At 69.9% G+C, this 19,426-nt stretch carries 16 protein-coding genes; 7 read left to right on the forward strand and 9 right to left on the reverse strand.

The genetic code is table 11. From position 1 onward, the window contains the following. Positions 1-13 precede the first annotated feature (13 nt). Positions 14-535: a MarR family winged helix-turn-helix transcriptional regulator gene (locus AMYNI_RS0123875; protein ID WP_026360851.1), complete on the forward strand. Its 522-nt coding sequence runs from the start codon at positions 14-16 to the stop codon at positions 533-535. A gap of 54 nt (positions 536-589) precedes the next feature. Here the strand turns inward: AMYNI_RS0123875 and AMYNI_RS0123880 are convergent, their stop codons facing one another. The 3 genes from AMYNI_RS0123880 to AMYNI_RS0123890 form a co-directional block, all read right to left on the reverse strand. Then, positions 590-1,801: an acyl-CoA dehydrogenase family protein gene (locus tag AMYNI_RS0123880; RefSeq protein WP_020670583.1), complete on the reverse strand. Its 1,212-nt coding sequence runs from the start codon at positions 1,799-1,801 to the stop codon at positions 590-592. 23 nt (positions 1,802-1,824) lie between these two features. Beyond that, the gene (locus AMYNI_RS0123885; RefSeq protein ID WP_020670584.1) at positions 1,825-3,120 is read right to left on the reverse strand and encodes an acyl-CoA dehydrogenase family protein; all 1,296 of its coding nucleotides are present in this window, start codon (positions 3,118-3,120) and stop codon (positions 1,825-1,827) included. A gap of 190 nt (positions 3,121-3,310) precedes the next feature. Continuing rightward, on the reverse strand, positions 3,311-4,504 hold the full coding sequence (locus tag AMYNI_RS0123890) for a TetR/AcrR family transcriptional regulator (RefSeq protein ID WP_020670585.1): 1,194 nt from the start codon (positions 4,502-4,504) through the stop codon (positions 3,311-3,313). A gap of 126 nt (positions 4,505-4,630) precedes the next feature. On the opposite strand from AMYNI_RS0123890, the gene AMYNI_RS0123895 reads away from it, so the two are divergent. The 3 genes from AMYNI_RS0123895 (at position 4,631) to AMYNI_RS0123905 (ending at position 8,860) form a co-directional block, all read left to right on the forward strand. After that, complete coding sequence (locus AMYNI_RS0123895; protein ID WP_020670586.1) at positions 4,631-5,842, forward strand: acetyl-CoA C-acetyltransferase; 1,212 nt, start codon at positions 4,631-4,633, stop codon at positions 5,840-5,842. A 13-nt stretch (positions 5,843-5,855) separates the two neighbouring features. Continuing rightward, a complete protein-coding gene (locus AMYNI_RS0123900; RefSeq protein WP_020670587.1) occupies positions 5,856-8,027 on the forward strand; it encodes a 3-hydroxyacyl-CoA dehydrogenase NAD-binding domain-containing protein in 2,172 nt (723 codons plus the stop codon). An 83-nt stretch (positions 8,028-8,110) separates the two neighbouring features. Further along, positions 8,111-8,860: an endonuclease/exonuclease/phosphatase family protein gene (locus AMYNI_RS0123905; RefSeq protein WP_020670588.1), complete on the forward strand. Its 750-nt coding sequence runs from the start codon at positions 8,111-8,113 to the stop codon at positions 8,858-8,860. Between the two features lie 48 nt (positions 8,861-8,908). Here AMYNI_RS0123905 and AMYNI_RS0123910 read toward each other — a convergent pair whose 3' ends face one another. The 4 genes from AMYNI_RS0123910 to AMYNI_RS0123925 all read right to left on the reverse strand — a co-directional run bounded on the left by AMYNI_RS0123910 (position 8,909) and on the right by AMYNI_RS0123925 (position 13,787). After that, positions 8,909-10,462, reverse strand: a complete 1,554-nt coding sequence (locus AMYNI_RS0123910; protein WP_020670589.1) for an acetolactate synthase large subunit — start codon at positions 10,460-10,462, stop codon at positions 8,909-8,911. Next, positions 10,459-11,853, reverse strand: coding sequence for an FAD-binding oxidoreductase (locus tag AMYNI_RS0123915; protein WP_020670590.1), 1,395 nt, complete (start codon positions 11,851-11,853; stop codon positions 10,459-10,461). Before AMYNI_RS0123915 ends, AMYNI_RS0123910 begins: the two co-directional genes overlap by 4 nt. 162 nt (positions 11,854-12,015) lie before the next feature. Next, complete coding sequence (locus AMYNI_RS0123920) at positions 12,016-12,516, reverse strand: DUF3830 family protein (RefSeq protein WP_020670591.1); 501 nt, start codon at positions 12,514-12,516, stop codon at positions 12,016-12,018. A gap of 14 nt (positions 12,517-12,530) precedes the next feature. Further along, positions 12,531-13,787: an aspartate aminotransferase family protein gene (locus tag AMYNI_RS0123925; protein WP_020670592.1), complete on the reverse strand. Its 1,257-nt coding sequence runs from the start codon at positions 13,785-13,787 to the stop codon at positions 12,531-12,533. Positions 13,788-13,888: 101 nt separating this feature from the next. On the opposite strand from AMYNI_RS0123925, the gene AMYNI_RS0123930 reads away from it, so the two are divergent. Both AMYNI_RS0123930 and AMYNI_RS0123935 read left to right on the forward strand, forming a co-directional pair. Beyond that, on the forward strand, positions 13,889-15,352 hold the full coding sequence (locus tag AMYNI_RS0123930; protein WP_020670593.1) for an NAD-dependent succinate-semialdehyde dehydrogenase: 1,464 nt from the start codon (positions 13,889-13,891) through the stop codon (positions 15,350-15,352). Then, entirely contained in the window at positions 15,349-16,410 is a 1,062-nt protein-coding gene (locus AMYNI_RS0123935) for a tartrate dehydrogenase (RefSeq protein WP_020670594.1), read from the forward strand. The genes AMYNI_RS0123930 and AMYNI_RS0123935 overlap by 4 nt, the downstream gene beginning before the upstream one ends. Before the next feature lie 74 nt (positions 16,411-16,484). On the opposite strand, the gene AMYNI_RS0123940 is transcribed toward AMYNI_RS0123935, so the two are convergent. Then, positions 16,485-17,144: a TetR/AcrR family transcriptional regulator gene (locus AMYNI_RS0123940; RefSeq protein ID WP_020670595.1), complete on the reverse strand. Its 660-nt coding sequence runs from the start codon at positions 17,142-17,144 to the stop codon at positions 16,485-16,487. 68 nt (positions 17,145-17,212) lie between these two features. On the opposite strand from AMYNI_RS0123940, the gene AMYNI_RS45265 reads away from it, so the two are divergent. Further along, positions 17,213-18,730, forward strand: a complete 1,518-nt coding sequence (locus tag AMYNI_RS45265) for an MFS transporter (protein WP_020670596.1) — start codon at positions 17,213-17,215, stop codon at positions 18,728-18,730. Here AMYNI_RS45265 and AMYNI_RS0123950 read toward each other — a convergent pair. Continuing rightward, positions 18,727-19,425: a GntR family transcriptional regulator gene (locus AMYNI_RS0123950; protein WP_026360853.1), complete on the reverse strand. Its 699-nt coding sequence runs from the start codon at positions 19,423-19,425 to the stop codon at positions 18,727-18,729. The two genes, AMYNI_RS45265 and AMYNI_RS0123950, sit on opposite strands and share 4 nt — an antisense overlap. Position 19,426 lies beyond the last annotated feature (1 nt).

The raw sequence follows: 19,426 nt of genomic DNA on the forward strand, positions 1-19,426 counted from the left end.
GTATGCATGAGGAATGCATGATGTGCCTCGCACCGCGAATCTGCTTGGCGCGACCGCGCTCGCGGTGAGCGACCTGCTGCTGGCCGGTGTCACCTCGGCGGCCGGCACCAGCGAGAGCGGCGCCGCCGCGCTCGTCGTGCTGTCCGCGACGCCAGGGATCAGCGTCACCGAACTGGGCCGCCGGATCGGGCTGAGCCAGCCCGCCGCTGCCCGCATGGTTGACGCGCTGGAGGCCCGCGGCCTGGTGGAACGCCGCCAGACCATGGGCCGCTCGGTGGCGGTGCACCTCACCGGCCCCGGTACCGCTGCCGCCAAGGAGCTGCTGAACGCGCGAGGCGGCGCGCTCGCCGGCCTCGTCGAACGGCTCGATCCCGCCGACCGGTCCGCTTTGGCCGGGCTGCTGGAAAAACTGCTCACCGCCGCCTATGCCGAGGTGCCCAACTCCGAGCTGCTCTGCCGCCTCTGCGACCGTCCCACCTGCACCACCCCCGACACTTCCTGCCCCGTCGGCGCCGCCGAACGCGCGATGCAGTGAAGGCCACCTTGCCTGCGTTGAACGCAGTGAAGGTGGCCTTCACTGCATGCGGAGCTACTTGAGTTCGGCGGAGGATTTGCCGAGGAGGCGGCGGGCGACGATGAGCTGCTGGATCTGCTGGGTGCCTTCGAAGATGTCCAGGATCTTCGCGTCACGGCTCCACTTTTCGAGCAGTGACTCCTCGGTGTAGCCGAGGGTGCCGGCCAGCTCGACGCAGCGCAGGGTGATGTCCACGACCGAACGGCCCGCCTTCGCCTTGGCCATCGAGGCCTGCAGCGAGTTCGGCTGCCGGTTGTCCGCCATCCAGGCCGACTCCATGGTCAGCAGGTACGCGGCCTCGTAGTCCGCCTCCAGCTGCAGGTAGGCCGCGGCCGCCGCGTGCTGGTTGTTCGCGGGCTTGTCGTAGTCCACCTCGATACCGGCTTCGGACAGCACGCGCGCGGTCTCCTCCAGCGCCGCGCGGGCGACGCCGATCGCCATCGCGGCCACCAGCGGGCGGGTGTTGTCGAAGGTCTGCATGACCCCGGCGAAACCCTTTTTGGTGTCGATCTCCGGGCTGCCGAGCAGGTTCTCCTTCGGCACCCGGCAGTTCTCGAAGCGCAGCACGGCGGTGTCCGACGCGCGGATGCCGAGCTTGTGCTCCACCCGGACCACCTCGAACCCCGGCGTGCCCTTCTCCACCACGAAGGACTTGATCGCGGCACGGCCAACGCTCTTGTCCAGCGTCGCCCACACCACCACCGCGTCCGCGCGCTGGCCGGAGGTGACGAAGATCTTCTCGCCGTTGAGCACGTACTCGTCGCCGTCCAGCTTCGCGGTGGCGGTGATCGCGGCGGAGTCCGAGCCGCAGTCCGGCTCGGTGATCGCCATCGCGGCCCACAGCTTGCCGAACCGCTCGAGCTGCTCGGTGTTGGCCACCGAGCCGATCGCCGCGTTGCCGAGACCTTGGCGCGGCATGGACAGCAGCAGGCCGACATCGCCCCAGCACATCTCGATGGTGCCCAGCACGATGTTCAGGTTGGCGCCGTTGCGGTTGCCCTGCGGCCCGTCGTTCTTCTCATCGCGACGGACCCCGGCGGCACCCGCGCCGCCCTGGCCGGAGGAGTTCAGCCCGTCCAGCAGCGCGGCGAGCATGTCCAGCTCGGTGGGGTAGGTGTGCTCGGCGCGGTCGTACTTGCGCGAGATCGGCCGGAACACTTCGGACGCCGCCTGGTACGCCTGGTTGACCAGCGCCCCGGCCTTCTTCGGAACTTCAAGGTTGATCATGACTTGCTCCCGGGTTCGCTAGCTCAGAGGAGGACGGTGCCTTCCATGACACCGATGGCGCGCAGGTCGCGGTACCAGCGCTCGACCGGGTGCTCCTTGACGAAGCCGTGCCCGCCGAGCAGCTGCACCCCCGCGTTGCCGATCTGCATGCCCTTGTCCGCGGCCAGCTTGCGGGCCAGCGCGACCTCGCGCGCGTACGACCTGCCCTGCTCGGCCCGTGCCGCCGCGCGCAGGGTGACCAGCCGCAGCCCCTCCAGCTCGATCGCGATGTCGGCGACCGAGAAGGCGACCGCCTGGCGGTGGCTCACCGGCTCGCCGAACGCCTTGCGCTCGTTCACGTACGGGATGACGTAGTCGAGCACGGCCTTCGCGGTGCCGGCGGCCAGCGACGCCCAGCCGAGCCGGGACAGCCGCACCGCTTCGGTGAACACCTCGGCCTTGCCGCCGCCGAGCAGCGCGCCGGCGGGCAGCGCGACCTTGTCCAGGTGCAGCTTGCCGGTGGACGCGCCGCGCAGGCCCATCGCGGGCTCGCCCTCGATGCTCACACCCGCGTTGGAGGACTCGACGATGAACAGCGCCGGCCCGCGTCCCTCCAGGTCCGCGGAGACGACGAACAGCTCCGCCTGCGCGGCCCTCGGCACCAGCGACTTCACGCCGTCGAGCTGGTAGCCCTTCGGGGTGCGCTTGGCCTTGACGGCCGGCTTGAACGGGTCGAACAGCGCCTTGCGCTCCTGCAGCGCGAAGGCCGCGGCCGGCACGTTCTCCCCGACGAACGCGGGCAGGTAGTCGGCCTGCTGCTCCTCGTTGCCCCACAGCACCAGCGCGGTGCTCACCGCGGACGGCGCGAGCACGGCCACCGCGAGCCCGAGGTCCCCGTGCGCGAGCGCTTCGGCGATCAGCGCGCTGGTGACCACGGACCGCTCGGTGCCCACTCCGCCGAGGTCCTCCGGGATGCCGACCAGCGTCACGCCGAGCTCGGCGGCCCGGCCGAACAGCCCGTCCGGGGCCATCAGCTTGGCGTCCGCCTCGGCGGCGGCCGGGCGCAGCTGCTCGGCGGCGAACTCGCGGACCGTCTCCACGATCAGCTGCTGGTCTTCGCTCGGCGTCAGGTCGAACAGGCCGGTGTCCGGCGCCTTCGACAGCCGGGCGGGCTTGCCGAGCCGCTGCGCGGACTTGAACGACCTTGTCGCCGCGCCGGCCACCCGGAAACCGTTCCTGGTGCCCGCGGTGACCAGGTTCTGCACCGGTTTGCGCAGCCCGGCCCTGTCGATCGCCTTGCTGCCGGCCAGCTTGGTGAGCGCGGCGAGGCCGAGGCCCATCGCGTCTCGTTTTTTCTGCGGCGTACCCACGGTCGCCCACTCCCATCAGCCGGAGACCGGCCTCGCGTACCTACTCACGAGTAGGTTAACCCCTCTATGACGAGGATGCCAGTGTCCGGGCTCACCTTGGCGCGGCATGTCACTTTCCGAGCATCGGGGCGGAGTCGATTCGTCCGGAAGTGACAAGCCGCTAGCCGAGGTCCAGCACCTCGGTCATCAGGGTGACCAGCTCGGCGCCGAGCTGCGGCCGCGCGTTCACCCGCCGGGTGCGGGACAGATCGTTGGCGACGGTGAGCGCCGCGTGCACGGTGATCTTGGCTTCCCGCGCGCTCAGTCCGGGGTGCACGGTGGACAGCAGCCGAACCCATTGGGCCACATAGTCCCGCTGCACCCGGACCAGTTCGGCCCGCTCGCGCTCGGGCACGTTGACGTGCATGCCGGAGAAGGCGACCGCCAGCTCGCCGGAGCCGGTGAGGGTGTACACGTAGGACTGCGCGAGCCGGCGCAGCGCCTCCCGCTCGTCCGCCGGGGCGCTGGTGCGCAGCGCGTGCTCGGCGCCGATGGCCAGCCGGTCCGCGGCCCGCTGGCAGATCGCCAGCACCAGCCCGGCCTTGCTCGGGAAGTGCCGGTACACGCTCGGCCCGGCGATCCCGGCGGCCGCGCCGATGTCCTCCATGCTGACCGCGTGGAAACCGCGGCGGCGGAACAGCTCGGTCGCCGCGGCCAGCAACTGCTCCCGACGCGATGGCGTGCCGAGGCCGTTCGGTGGCGGGGCCGGCTCCTCCTCGGCCGGGGTCGGCAGTGTGGCATGCAGCACACGCTGGGCCAGCGTGACCAGCAGCTGTCCGAAGCGTTTCCTGGCGACGCTGGTGTGGTGCACCGAGACGCTGCCGAACACGCTCAGCCCCGCCCAGCAGAGCAGCTCGGCGTCCTCGGCAGCCAGCTCGGGCCGCTGCACCAGCAGTGCCTTCGTCCAAGCCTCGAGCACCGCGCCGGAGCGCCGCCTGATCTCCCGCTGGTCCTCGGCGGCGAGATGCCGGCCCTCCCAGCGCCACAGCGCGGCCACCTCGCGGCGTTCCACCGCCTGCGCGGCCAGCGCCCCGAGCAGGGCCTCGACCTGCCCGGGAGCCGGCACGTCCAGCCCGGAGAGCGCCTCGTGGGTGGCGGCTTCCATGTCGTCGATGCCGGCCAGCACCACATAGGCCAGGATCGCCTGCTTGTCCGCGAAGTGCCGGTACAGCGCGGGGCCGGTGATGCCCGCTTCGGCGGCGATGTCGTTGATGCCGACACCGTGGTAGCCGCGGGCGCGGAAGAGCCCCGCGGCGACGGAGGCCAGCTGGCTCTTCCGGTCGCGCGGCCGTCTGCGACTCGTCGGTCGGTCCATAGGTGAGCCAACCTTAGCCACTGTTGACTGAATGACAACCCGTTGACAGCATGTACTTCAGCAGGATTATGTTAGTGGCAATTAGCATGAGTCGAAGACCCGCGCGCAGCACCCAGGGAGACTTTCGTGAGTAGTGAGGCGTACATCTACGAGGCGATTCGCACGCCTCGGGGGAAGAACAAGGGCGGTGCCCTGCACGGCACCAAGCCGGTCGACCTGCTGGTCGGCCTGATCGACGAGCTCAAGATCCGCTTCCCCGACCTCGACCCGGCGGCGATCGACGACATCGTGCTCGGCGTGGTCTCCCCGGTCGGCGATCAGGGCGGGGACATCGCCCGCACCGCGGCGCTCGCCGCCGGGCTGCCGGACACCGTCGCCGGTGTCCAGCTCAACCGGTTCTGCGCCTCCGGTCTCGAAGCCACCAACCAGGCCGCGCAGAAGGTGCGCGCCGGCTGGGACCAGTTGGTCATCGCCGGTGGTGTGGAGTCCATGTCCAGGGTGCCGATGGGCTCCGACGGCGGCGCATGGGCGCTGGACCCGGCCACCAACTTCGACACCTACTTCGTGCCGCAGGGCATCGGCGCGGACCTGATCGCCACCATGGAGGGCTTCTCCCGCGAGGACGTCGACCAGTTCGCCGTCGAGTCGCAGAACAAGGCCGACGCGGCCTGGACCGGCGGCTACTTCGCCAAGTCCGTGGTGCCGGTCAAGGACATCAACGGCGTGACCGTGCTGGACCACGACGAGCACCGCCGTCCCGGCTCCACGGTGGAAGGGCTCGGCAAGCTCAAGCCCGCCTTCACCACCGTCGGCGAGATGGGCGGCTTCGACGCGGTGGCGCTGCAGAAGTACCACTCCGTGGAGAAGATCAACCACGTGCACACCGGCGGCAACTCGTCGGGCATCGTGGACGGCGCGGCGCTGGTGCTGGTCGGCAGCGAGCAGGCCGGCAAGACCTTCGGCCTCACCCCGCGGGCCCGCATCGTGGCCACCGCGGTCAGCGGCGCGGACGCCACCATCATGCTGACCGGCCCGACCCCGGCCACCGAGAAGGTGCTCAAGACCGCCGGGCTCACCATCGACGACATCGACCTGTTCGAGCTGAACGAGGCCTTCGCGTCCGTGGTCATGAAGTGGAAGAAGGACCTGAAGATCCCGGCCGAGAAGGTGAACGTCAACGGCGGCGCGATCGCCATGGGCCACCCGCTCGGCGCCACCGGCGCGATGCTGGTCGGCACCGTGGTCGACGAACTGGAGCGGCGCGGCGCCCGGCGCGCGCTGGTCACCCTGTGCATCGGCGGCGGCATGGGGCTCGCCACCATCATCGAGCGAGTCTGAGGGCGGAAGACCAATGGCTGAATCCAAGACCATCAAGTGGGAGCAGGACGCCGACGGCATCGTCGTGCTGACTCTCGACGACCCCAACCAGTCCGCGAACACGATGAACGCGGACTTCCGCGAGTCGCTCGGCGTGACGATCGACCGCCTCGAGTCCGAAAAGGACTCGATCACCGGCGTGGTGGTCGCCTCGGCGAAGAAGACCTTTTTCGCCGGCGGTGACCTCAACGAGCTGATCCAGGCGAAGCCGGAGCACGCGGCCGACCTGACCAAGAGCTCCGGCGAGCTCAAGACGCAGCTGCGCCGCCTGGAGACCCTCGGCAAGCCGGTGGTCTCGGCGATCAACGGTGCCGCGCTCGGCGGCGGCCTGGAGATCGCGCTGGCCACCCATCACCGGATCGTGGCGGACGTCAAGGGCACCGTGATCGGCCTGCCCGAGGCCACCCTTGGCCTGCTGCCCGGCGGCGGTGGCGTGGTGCGCACGGTGCGCCTGCTCGGCATCCAGAGCGCGGTGCTGAACGTGCTCGTGCAGGGCCAGCGGCACAAGCCGGCCAAGGCGCTGGAGCTCGGCCTCGTGCACGAGGTCGTGTCCACTGTGGACGAACTGCTGGCCAAGGCCAAGGAGTGGATCAAGGCCAACCCCGAAGGCGGCGTGCAGCCGTGGGACGTCAAGGGCTACAAGATCCCCGGCGGCACCCCGAGCAACCCGTCCTTCGCGGCGAACCTGCCCGCGTTCCCGGCCAACCTGCGCAAGCAGATCAAGGGCGCGAACATGCCGGCTCCGCGGGCGATCCTGGCCGCGGCGGTGGAGGGCACGCAGGTCGACTTCGACACCGCGATCCAGATCGAGACCAGGTACTTCGTGCACCTGGCCACCGGTCAGGTCGCGAAGAACATGACCAAGGCGTTCTTCTTCGACCTGCAGCACATCAACTCCGGCGGCTCGCGGCCGGACGGTTTCGAGAAGTTCTCCGCGACCAAGGTCGGTGTGCTCGGCGCCGGCATGATGGGCGCGGCGATCGCGTACGTCTCGGCGAAGGCCGGGATCGACGTGGTGCTCAAGGACGTTTCGCAGGAAGCGGCCGAGAAGGGCAAGGGCTACGCGGCCAAGCTGGAGGAGAAGGCGCTCTCCCGCGGTAAGACCACCAAGGAGAAGTCCGAGGCGCTGCTGGCCAGGATCACCCCGACCGCGGACCCGGCGGACTTCGCCGGGGTCGACTTCGTGATCGAGGCCGTCTTCGAGAGCGTCGAGCTGAAGCACAAGGTGTTCGGCGAGATCGAGGGCGTGGTCAACGCGGACGCGGTGCTCGGCTCGAACACCTCCACGCTGCCCATCACCTCGCTGGCCGAGGGGGTGCGGCGGCAGGAGGACTTCATCGGCATCCACTTCTTCTCGCCGGTGGACAAGATGCCGCTGGTGGAGATCATCTGTGGGGAGAAGACCTCGCCCGCCACGCTGGCCAAGGTCTTCGACTACACCCTGCAGATCAAGAAGACCCCGATCGTGGTCAACGACAGCCGCGGTTTCTTCACCAGCCGGGTGATCGGCACCTTCATCAACGAGGCGATCGCCGCGCTGGGCGAGGGCGTGGCGCCGGCCAGCATCGAGCAGGCTGGTTCGCAGGCCGGCTACCCGGCGCCGCCGTTGCAGCTGATGGACGAGCTGACGTTGACCCTGCCGCGCAAGATCCGCAAGGAGACGCGGGAGGCGGTCGAGGCCGCGGGCGGCACGTGGACCGCGCACGCGTCCGAGGGCGTGATCGACCGGATGATCGACGAGTTCGACCGCAAGGGCCGCTCGACCGGGTCCGGGTTCTACGACTACGACGAGAACGGCAAGCGCACCGGTCTCTGGCCCGGACTGCGGGACGCGTTCAAGTCGGGCAGCGGCGAGGTGCCGTTCGAGGACCTCAAGGAGCGGATGCTCTTCGCCGAGGCGCTGGAGACCGTGAAGTGCTTCGACGAGGGCGTGCTCACCTCGGTGCCGGACGCGAACATCGGGTCGATCTTCGGCATCGGCTTCCCGCCGTGGACCGGTGGCGTGATCCAGTACATCAACCAGTACGAGGGTGGCCTGAAGGGCTTCGTCGCCCGTTCGCGTGAACTCGCGGAGCGGTACGGCGACCACTTCACCCCGCCCGAGTCGCTCGTCGCCAAAGCCGACAAGGGCGAGATCTTCGAGTAACAGCTCCGCAGCGAAGGCCACCTTGCCTGCGTTCAACGCAGGCAAGGTGGCCTTCGCTGCATCGGGGATGCGACGATTCGGGTATGCGGAAAAGGGTGGTCGTCGCGGTTGTGGTCGCGTTGCTGGGACTGGTGCCGGGGCAGGCGAGTGCGGCCACCCAGGTGAAGGTGCTGCAGCTGAACATCTGCCACAGCGGGCTCGCCGATTGCTTCACCGGCGACCGGGTGATGACCAAGGTGAAGTCGGTGATCGCTTCGGTCAAACCGCAGGTGCTTTCGGTGAATGAAGCGTGCTCCGGCGACGTCGAGCCGCTTCGCGCGGAGCTAGGCGCGGCCAGGACCAAGTTCGTCGCCGCGCAGCGGGCCGACGGCACACCGGTGAAGTGCACCAACGGCCAGGACTACGGCAACATCGTGATGGTCGTGGACGCGCTCGCCGGTGGTGCGGGAGTCAGCGGCAAGTTCAGCGCACAGGACAGCAGCAACGAGAAGCGGGTCTGGGCCTGCCTGCCGGCTGGGAAACTGAGCGCCTGCGCCACCCATCTGTCCGCAAAGGACGGTTCGGTCGCGCTGGCGCAGTGCGAGGAGCTGATGAGCCGGGCCGTCGAGTACGCGAAGACCGCGCCCACGGTGGTCGCCGGTGACCTGAACCTCCGCTACGGCGGGAGCCCCGATGCGCAGGACTGCAACCGCGGCGGCTTCTACCGCAAGGGCGACGGCGACCTGCAGCACATCTTCGCCAGCACCAACCTGACCTTTACCGGTAGCAGCAAGATCGACATGGCCGGCAGCACCGACCACCCCGCCTGGCTGATCACCACGTCTGCCCCTTAAGGCCACCTTAGGGGCGTTGAGCGCCCTCATGGTGGCCTTAAGGGACGATCAGAACAGCGGGGGGACGATGGCGTCGATGAGGTGCGGGCCGGGTTCGGCGACAGCGCGCGCGAACTGGTCGGCCAGCTCCTCGGCGGTGGTGGCCCTGGTGGCCGGTACGCCGAGACCCTCGGAGATCTTCACGAAATCCATGTCCGGGCCGGACAGGTCCAGCAGCTGGTTCGCCTTCGGCCCGGAGCTTTCCGCGCCGACGCGTTGCAGCTCCAGCCGCAGGATCGCGTAGGCCCGGTTGTTCAGCAGCACCGTGGTGACGTCGAGGTTCTCCCTGGCCTGCGTCCACAGCGCGGAGATCGTGTACAGCGCGCTGCCGTCGGACTGCAGGTTGATCACCGGCCTGCCCGGCGCGGCCACCGCGGCCCCGGTGGCGACCGGGATCCCGTAGCCGATCGCGCCACCGGTGAGGGTGAGCACGTCGTGCCGGGGCGCGCCCGCGGTCGCGGACGGCAGCAGCAGGCCGGAGGTGTTGGCTTCATCCGCGATGATCGCGTTCTCCGGCAGCAGCGCGCCGATCACGTCGACCCAGTTCTGCGGGGTGAGCTGGCCGCTCGGCACGGCGGGCCTGGACGCCTCCTGCAGCACCGGCTCGGTGTCCGGCGCGACCAGCGCGGCCAGGTCGTCCAGCGCACCGGGCACGTCCTCGTCCAGCTCGGCCAGCACGTGCACCTGGGTGCCCTCCGGGACCAGGTCGCTCGGCTTGCCGGGGTAGGCGAAGAAGGACACCGGCGCCTTGGTGCCGGCCACGATCAGGTGCTTGATCCCGTCGAGCTGGTAGGTGACCTGTTCGGCGAGGTAGCCGAGGCGTTCGATGCTCGGCAGCCCGGCGCCGCGCTCCAGCCTGCTGGGAAAGGTCTCCACGAACGGCTTGGCCCCGGTCGCGGCCGCGATCCGGCTGGTCGCGCGCAGCCCGGTCTCCCGGCACGCCCGCTCGCCGATCAGCAGCGCCACCTGCTCGCCGCCGCGCAGCAGCTCGGCGATCGCCTTCACGGTGGTCTCGTTGACCTGTCGCGGTGCCCGCGGTGGCACCGGCTCGCACGCCTGCCCGCCGTCGCCCCAGGAGACGTCCGCGGGCAGCACCAGGGTGGCGATCTTGCCCGGGGTGTCCATCGCGGCGGCCACCGCGGCGGCGGCGTCCGCGCCCACGTCCGCGGAGTGCTCCGAGCGCCGGACCCAGCCGTTGAGCCAGCCCGCCAGTGCGTCGATGTCGGATTCCAGTGGTGCGTCGTACTTCTTGTGATAGGTGGCGTGGTCCCCGATCACGTTCACCATCGGGGTGTGCGCCCGGCGCGCGTTGTGCAGGTTCGCCAGCCCGTTGCCCATCCCCGGACCGAGGTGCAGCAGGGTCGCGGCCGGCCGGTCGGCCATCCGCGCGTAGCCGTCGGCGGCACCGGTGACCACGCCCTCGAACAGCCCGAGCACGCCGCGCATCTCCGGCACGCTGTCCAGCGCGGCCACGAAATGCATCTCGGAAGTGCCGGGGTTGGAGAAGCAGACGTCCACGCCGGCGTCGACGAGGGTGCGGATCAGGGACTGTGCGCCGTTCATGAATCTCCTAGAAGTACGCCGGGGTTGAGGATCCCGGCCGGGTCGAAAGCCTGCTTGATCCGGCGCATCAGCTCGATCTTCGCCGGGTCTTCGAGTTCGAGGAAGTGCTCGGTCTTGGCGTTGCCGAGGCCGTGCTCGCCGGAGATCGCCCCGCCCACGGCCATCCCCTCGGCGAAGATGTCGTGCAGCAGCTTCCGCCGCCGGTCCGGGTCCTTGCAGAAGATGCCGAGGTGCACGTTGCCGTCCCCGGCGTGCCCGCAGCCGAGCGCGCCGCCCTCCGCCGCGGTGGCCAGTTCCCTGGCCTTGGCGAGGAAGCCGGGCATCGCCGAACGCGGCACCACCACGTCGATCACGTCGTCCGCGCCGACCGACTTGGCCGTCCAGAACGCTTTCTCCCGCGCCTCGATCAGCTGACGGGCGGAACCGCCTTCCAGTACGTACACGTCCATTGCGCCGAGCTGGCCGAGCAGCTCGCCCAGTGCCTCGACGTCGCCGTCCAGCCGCTCGGTCAGCCGGTTCTCCAGTGCCACCACCAGATACGCCTGCGCGGAGTCGCGGACCGAGTCCGGGATGCCCAGCGCCAGCTTCTCGTTGTAGGCGATCGCGGCCAGGGTCAGCGTGTCGATGTACTCCAGGATGTGCGGGGCGAGCCCGCTGGAGAGGATCTTCGGCACGGCGTTCATCACCTGGTCGAGATCGCCGAACGGGGCGAGCACGGTGGCGCCGTGGGACAGCCGGGGATGCAGCTTGACGATCACCTCGGTGGCCAGCGCGAGGGTGCCCTCCGAGCCGATGATCAGCTGGGTGAGGTCGTAGCCGGTGGAGGTCTTCACCGTCTTGCCGCCGGTGCGGATCAGCTCGCCGGTGGGCAGCGCGGCCTGCAGCCCGAGCACGTTGTGCCGGGTGACGCCGTACTTGACCGCGCGCATGCCGCCGGCGTTGGTGCCCACGTTGCCGCCGACGCTGGCGCTCAGCTCGCCGGGATAGACCGTGTAGCTCAGTCCCGCCGCCCGAGTCCGTTCGTCCAGTTCGGACAGTGTGACCCCGGGCTGCACCACGGCCACGTGATTCTCGGCGTCGATCTCCAGCACCGCGTTCATCCGCTCGAAGGACACCAGCAGCCCGTCCTCGCGCGGCCGGGCCGCGCCGGAGAGGCCGGTGCCGGAGCCGCGCGCGGTGACCGGCACGCCGTGCTCGGCGGCGGCCTTCAGCAGCGCGGCCACTTCCTCCGCACTGGCCGGCTTGGCCAGGTAGCGGGGTTTGCGCGGCTCGACGGTGAGGGCTTCGTCGTGCGCGTAGTCCTCGGCGATGTCCGCACCGCTGAGCAGGTTCGGGATGCCAACCACGCCGGCGAACGCCGCCGCCGGTCCGGAACCGACATCGTCGGCCATGACGGTGCCACCTGCTCTCTGCTGCTCGGGCGGGTCGTTGTCCGGCAGCGTAGTACGGATCGGCGAGAGCATGCCATGAAAACTATTCGCGTTTGCCGCATGCAGCGAGGCCACCTTCACTGCGTTGAACGCAGGCAAGGTGGCCTTCGCTGCATAAGCGGGTTACTCGGAGCGGGTGAAGGAGAGGGTCTCGCCTTCGACGCCGCGCAGCCAGAGGTCCTGGGCGGCGGCGGCCATTTCCGCCAGGCCCTCTTCGATGGTGGCGAACACGTTGCCGGGCACCCAGCCGGCATCGCCGTTGATCAGCAGGTTGTTGCGCCCGTAGAAGATCGCCAGGTCGGTCGCGCCCTGGTCGCTGTGCGCCTCGCTGCCTTCGTCGTAGCCGTACGCCGGGTTGCCGATCTCCCATGCCTCGAAGCCGAAGTACACGACGTCGCCAGGAATCGGGGTGACGGTCGGGTTCTCGCGGCCAGGCTTGGGCTCGGCGAACGGCGGCACCAGCGTGTACACCTCGTTGCGGGCGTACTTCGCGTGGTAGGCCGAGCTGCTCTGCGGCAGCGCGTCCCAGACCGCCTTGCAGGTGCGCGGCGCCTCGGCTTCGAGCAGCCGCGCACGGCAGGACACCCCGCGCTTGTCCAGGGTGATGGTGATGTAGCGCGCCACTTCTCGGTTTCCCCTCAGTTCTTGGTGACGGACGCGACCGCGTCGGCCCAGATGTCCAGTGCCTCGTCCACCTGCTCGGCGGTGACCACCAGCGGCGGGATCATCCGCACCACGTTCATGTACGCCCCGCAGGTGAGCAGCAGCAGCCCGCGCTCCGCGGCGGCCTTCTGCACGGCCTGTGCGGTCGCGTTGTCCGGCTGGCCGTCCGGGGTGGTGAACTCCGAGCCGACCAGCAGCCCGAGCCCGCGCACGTCGCCGATCTGCGGGGTCTTCTCGCCGACCAGCTTGGCGCCGGCCAGCAGCTGCTCGCCCCTAGCCGCAGCGTTCTCCACCAGGCCCTCTTCCTGGATAACGGCCAACGTCGCCGCGGCGGCCGCGCAGGAGACCGCGTTGCCGCCGTAGGTGCCGCCCTGCGAACCGGGCCACGCCTTGCTCATCAGCTCAGTGGACGCGGCGATGCCGGACAGCGGGAAGCCGCTGGCCAGTCCCTTGGCGATGACGATCACGTCCGGGCGCACGTCGAAGTGGTCGTGTCCCCAGAACTTCCCGGTGCGCCCGAAACCGGTCTGCACCTCGTCGATCACCAGCAGGATGCCGTGCCGGTCGGCCCGCTCGCGCAGACCGGCGAAGAACTCGGTGTTCGCCGGCACGTAGCCGCCTTCGCCGAGCACCGGCTCGATCACGAAGGCCGCGGTCTCGTTCGGCGCGCTGACCGTGGCGAACAGGTAGTCCAGCTCCTGGAGCGCGAACTTCGTCGCGGTCGCCTGGTCCCAGCCGTAGCGGAAGGCGTTCGGGAACGGGGCCACGTGCACCCCGCCCATCAGCGGCGAGATGCCGGCGCTGAACCGGGTGCCCGAGGTGGTCATGGTCGCGGTGGCCACGGTCCGGCCGTGGAAGCCGCCCTGGAAGACGATCACGTTCGGCCGCCCGGTGGCCTGTCGGGAAAGCCGCAGCGCCGCTTCCACGCCTTCACTGCCCGAGTTGGCGAAGAACAGCGAGTCGAGGCCGTCGGGCAGCACTTCGCCGAGCTTCTCGGTGAGGTCGAGCAGCGGCTTGTGCATCACGGTCGTGTACTGGCCGTGGATCAGCTTGCCGATCTGCTCCTGCGCGGCGGCGACCACCTTGGGGTGGCAGTGTCCGGTACTGGTGACGCCGATGCCGGCGGTGAAGTCCAGGTTGCGCTTGCCGCTGGTGTCGTACAGATAGACACCCTCGCCGTGGTCGACGACGACCGGGGTGGCCTGCTTGAGCAGCGGGGAGAGCTTGGCCATGACAGCGACGCTCCTTCAGGGTTGCGAGGGTGTTGTCGATTGTTGACAATATTCGTAGCATGGCCTTCGGACCGGCGCAATGAAGCATGAACAGGAGCGGGATGAGCGAGATCAGTGAGACCGGGGTAGTCGACGCGGTCGGCAAGGACCTGTTCATCGGCGGTAAGTGGACTTCCGCGGCCGGTGGCAGGACGTTCCCGGTGTACGACCCGTCGAACGGCAAAGTGCTGTGCGAGGTGGCCGACGCCTCGCCGGCGGACGGTGTGGCCGCACTGGACGCGGCGGTCGCCGCGCAGCCGGGGTTCGCCGCCGTCGCCCCGCGCGAACGCGGTGAGATCCTGCGCCGCGCCTACGAGCTGCTCATCGCGCGCAACGAAGAGCTGGCGCTGCTGATGACGCTGGAGATGGGCAAGCCGCTGGCCGAGGCGCGCGGCGAGATCACCTACGCCGCCGAGTTCTTCCGCTGGTTCGCCGAGGAAGCGGTGCGCATCGACGGCGGGTACGCGGTCGCGCCGAACGGCAGCGGCCGGTTCCTGGTCACCAAGCAGCCGGTCGGCCCGACCCTGCTGATCACGCCGTGGAACTTCCCGATGGCGATGGGCGGGCGCAAGCTCGGCCCGGCGATCGCGGCCGGCTGCACCTCGGTGATCAAGCCCGCCGCGCAGACCCCGCTGTCCATGCTCGCGCTGGCCGGCATCCTGGCCGAGGCCGGGCTGCCGGAGGGGGTGGTGAACGTGCTGACCACCAGCGACTCCGGCGGGGTGATGGAGCCGCTGATCCGGGACGGCCGGGCGCGCAAGCTCTCCTTCACCGGGTCCACCTCGGTCGGCCGCAAGCTGCTGGAGCAGAGCGCGGAGAAGGTGCTGCGCACCTCCATGGAGCTGGGCGGCAACGCGCCGTTCCTGGTCTTCGACGACGCCGACATGGACGCCGCCATCGAGGGTGCGATGCAGGCCAAGATGCGCAACATCGGCGAGGCGTGCACCGCGGCGAACCGGTTCTACGTGCAGCGCGGGGTGGTGGAGGAGTTCTCCCGGCGGCTGACCGAGCGGATGTCCGCGCTGCCGCTTGGCCGCGGCACCGAGGACGGCGTGGTGGTCGGCCCGCTGATCGACAGGGCCGCGGTGGAGAAGGTGAGCAGCCTGGTCTCCGACGCCGCCGACCGCGGCGCCAAGGTGCTCACCGGTGGGTCCACTGTGGACGGTCCGGGCAACTTCTACCAGGCGACCGTGCTCACCGACGTGCCGAAGGACGCCAAGCTGGCCTCCGAGGAGATCTTCGGCCCGGTGGCGCCGATCTCGGTGTTCGACACCGAGGACGAGGCGGTGGCCGCCGCGAACGACACCGAGTACGGGCTGGTGTCCTATCTGTACACCAGTGACGTGAAGCGCGCGCTGCGCGTCTCGGAGCGGCTGGAGGCCGGCATGATCGGCCTCAACCAGGGCATCGTGTCCAACCCGGCCGCACCGTTCGGCGGGATCAAGCAGTCCGGCCTCGGCCGCGAGGGCGGCACGGTCGGCATCGAGGAGTTCCTGGAGACGAAGTACATCGCGGTGAGCCTGTGACGGACTACTACTCGATCGCGGCGATTCCCGGTGACGGGATCGGCGTGGACGTCAGCGTCGAGGCGCGCAAGGTGCTCGACCGGGCCGCGGAGCTGCACGAGTTCGGTCTGCAGTGGACGGAGTTCGACTGGAGCTGCGAGCGGTACACCCAGACCGGCGCCATGATGCCGGAGGACGGGGTGGACCAGCTCGCGAAGTTCGACGGGATCTTCCTCGGCGCGGTCGGTTTTCCCGGTGTGCCGGACCACGTTTCGCTGTGGGGCTTGCTGATCCCGCTGCGCCGGGCGTTCGCGCAGTACGTGAACCTGCGGCCGGTCCGGCTGCTGCCGGGCACCAGGTCGGTGCTCGAGGGCAGGGACGCGGCCGAGTTGGAGATGGTGATCGTCCGGGAGAACTCCGAGGGCGAGTACTCGGCCATCGGCGGCAGGCACAACACCGGGCAGGCGAGCGAGTTCGTGCTGCAGGAGTCGGTGTTCACCCGCGTCGGCGTGCAGCGGATCATCCGGTACGCCTTCGAGCTGGCCCGCACCCGTAGCGGCCGGGTCTGCTCGGCAACCAAGTCCAACGGGCTGATCCATTCGATGCCGTACTGGGACGAGAACTTCGCCGAGATCGCGGCGGAGTACCCGGATGTCCAAAGTGAACAGTGCCATGTGGACGCACTGGCGGCGCGGATGGTGCAGCAGCCGGACCGGCTGGACGTGGTGGTGGCGTCGAACCTGTTCGGCGACATTCTCAGCGACCTGGCGGCCGCGGTCACCGGCGGGCTCGGCATGGCGCCTTCGGGCAACATCAACCCGCCCGGCGAGTACCCGTCCATGTTCGAGGCGGTGCACGGCAGCGCGCCGGACATCGCCGGGCAGGGCATCGCCAACCCGGTGGCCCAGGTGCTGGCCGGGGTGATGATGCTCGAACACCTCGGTGAGCCGGTGGCCGCGCGGGCGGTCAACGCAGCGGTGGAGAAGGTGCTCGCCGACGGCGAGGTGGCCACCCCCGACCTCGGCGGCAAGTCGACCACCGCCGAGCTCGGCACCGCCATCGCCGCCGCCCTCGGCTAGCGCCACCGGCGATTTCGCAGGTCAACGCTCGTGAGTGGAAAGTGTTGCTGGGGCAACACTTTCCACTCACGACGTCAAGGGTGGGTGTTGTGCAGGCCGGGGGCGCCGGTGACCTGGCGGCTGTGCTCGATCAGCGCCGGGTAGTCCGCCGCGATGCCGCCGAGTAGCGCTTCCACGGCGCGCTCGATCTCGTCCTCGGTGGTCGGGGCGTGGCCGAACAGGGCGCGGTAGTGCACCAGTGAGCCGAGCATGTCCAGGATCAGGTCGCGGTCCAGATCCTCGCGGAGGTCGCCGCGCGCGGCCGCGCGGTCGAGCATCTGTGCCACGGCGGCGCGCGGGGGCTCGAAGAGGGTGGCCATGAACCCCTCGCGCAGCCCGGTGTCGGCGCTGCAGTCGGCCAGCAGCGGGCCGAGCACGTCGGGATGGATCCGCCGGAACGCGCCGACGAACACGGCGATGCCCTCGTTCAGGTCGCAGATCGTGCAGCCGGTGTCCGGCACCTGCTGCTCGCCGAGCCTGGCGGCGAGCGCGGCGAGCACCAGCCCCTGCCGGTTGGGCCAGCGGCGGTAGATCGCCGGTTTGGTGCTCTCCGCTCGGCGCGCGACCTCTTCGAGGGTCAGCCGGCGGTATCCCGACTCGTCGAGCACGGCCAGCGTCGCCGCCAGCACGGCCGCGTCGATCTGCGGGTCGCGGGGACGGCCGCCGCGGACCGGCGCGGGCTGGGGATCCGACATGGCTTCAGCCTAACCGCCACTTATGTTACGTTACGGATCGGAACATAAATATCAGCCGGGAGGGTGCGATGAACGTGCCGGGACCGACGAAGGCGGGGCGCCGCGAGTGGATCGGGCTGGCCGTGCTCACGCTGCCGCTGCTCGTGCTCGCGCTGGATGTGAGCGTGCTGTTCCTGGCCGCCCCGCGGCTGGGCGCTGATCTGCGGCCCAGCAGCACGGAACTGTTGTGGATCATGGACATCTACGGGTTCCTGATCGCCGGCTTCCTGATCACCATGGGCACCCTCGGCGACCGGATCGGCCGGCGACGGCTGCTGGTGATCGGGGCCGTCGCCTTCGCCGCCGCGTCGCTGCTCGCGGCCTACGCCGGTTCACCCGCGATGCTGATCGCGGCCCGTGCGGTGCTCGGCATTGCCGGCGCCACCCTGATGCCCTCCACGCTCGCCCTGATCAGCACCATGTTTCAGGATCCGGCGCAGCGCGGGGTCGCCATCGCGGTCTGGATGACCACCTTCTCGGCCGGCATCGCGGTGGGCCCGATCGTCGGCGGCGCCATGCTGGAGAACCTCTGGTGGGGCTCGGTGTTCCTGCTGGGCGTGCCGGTCATGGTGCTGCTGGCGGTACTGGCGCCGCGACTGCTGCCCGAGCACCGCGACCCGGGCGCGGGCAGGCTGGATCTGGTCAGCGTGGCCCTTTCGCTGGCCACGATCCTGCCGATCGTCTACGGCCTCAAGGAGATCGCCGGTACCGGACTGCACTGGCCGTCGGTGCTGGCGATCGCGGCGGGCCTGCTCTTCGGGGTGCTGTTCGTGCGCAGGCAGCGCACCCTGCCCGATCCGTTGGTCGACCTCCGCCTGTTCGGTGACCGCGCCTTCCGCGCCGGGCTGGCCCTGCTGCTGCTTGGCATCCTGGCGATCAACGGGGTCAACTTCCTGTTCCCCCAGTTCCTGCAACTGGTCGAGGGCCTTTCGCCGCTGCATGCCGGGTTGTGGATGATCCCGATCGCGCTGGCTTCGATCGTCGCGTCGATGGCGGCGCCGTTCCTGGCGCGACGGGTGCGCCCTGCCTACGTCATCGCGGGCGGCGCGGTGCTCTCGATACTCGGTTTCCTGCTGGTCACTCAGGTGCAAAGCGTTGGGGGACTTGCCCTTCTGGTGGCCGCGGGGGTGGTGGTGATCATCGGCCTCAGCCCGATGGGCGTGCTGAGCACGGACCTGGTCGTCGGCGCGGCACCGCCGGAGAAGGCCGGATCGGCCGCGGCGATCTCGGAGACCAGCGGCGAGTTCGGGGTGGGCCTCGGGGTGGCGGTCATCGGCAGCGTCGCCGCCGCGGCCTACCGCGGCGAGATGGCCGATGCGGATCTTCCGCCCGAGGTGGCCGTGGCCGGTCGCGAAAGCCTCAACAGCGCGGTGGCAGCGGCCGAACAGCTGCCACCCGCACTTCGCGGCGAGTTGCTGGAGCCCGCCAGGGAAGCCTTCACCACCGGGCTGAACCTAGCGGGCGCGGTCGGTGCCGTGCTGCTCGCCGGGCTGGCGCTGGTCGCCGCGACCTTCCTCCGGCACGTTCGCGCGACCGGTGAAAGCTAGGAACCGGCCACCGCGGGAGCGGCGCCGGAGTGCAGGCTGTTGCCAGGGGCGAGGCGCTGCACGGCGTCCTCCATATGGGCTTCCAGCAGGGTGAGCACGGCCTCCTCGTCGCCGGCGCGGATCGCGTCGATGATCTGGTTGTGCTCGGTGACCCGTTCCTCCACCGCCTGGTAGGTCCGTTGCAGCTCGGACAGGCACATCCTGGTCTCGATCAGCAGGGTGCGCGCCATCCGCACCAGCCGCGGGCTGCCGGACGCGGCGATCAGCGCCTCGTGGAACTTCAGGTCCGCTTCGGACAGTGCGGTCGGGTCGTCCTCGTCTGCCGCCGCGGCCATCGCCCGCACGGTCTCGTCCAGCTCCGCGGCCACCAGCTCCCGGTCGCCGCGCATGATCCGGATCGCCGCCGCCCGCTCGACCGCGGAACGGGCCGAGTAGATGTCGTAGACGTCGCCGGGTTCGAGGTCGATCACGAACAGCCCGCGATGCCGCTCGCTGCGCAGCAAACCCTCGGAGACCAGCCGCTGCATGGCTTCCCGCAGCGGCCCGCGCGAGACCTGGAACTGGGCCGCCAGCTCGCTTTCGCCGAGCTGCGCCCCCGGCTGCAGCGAGCCGTTCATGATCGCGTCGCGCAGCTGGCGCGCGATGATGCCGGCGGTGGACTCACGGCTGACCGGCTCGATATCCGCCAACGGCATC

The sequence above is a fragment of the Amycolatopsis nigrescens CSC17Ta-90 genome (genome assembly GCF_000384315.1).
In the GTDB taxonomy this organism is placed as follows: domain Bacteria; phylum Actinomycetota; class Actinomycetes; order Mycobacteriales; family Pseudonocardiaceae; genus Amycolatopsis; species Amycolatopsis nigrescens.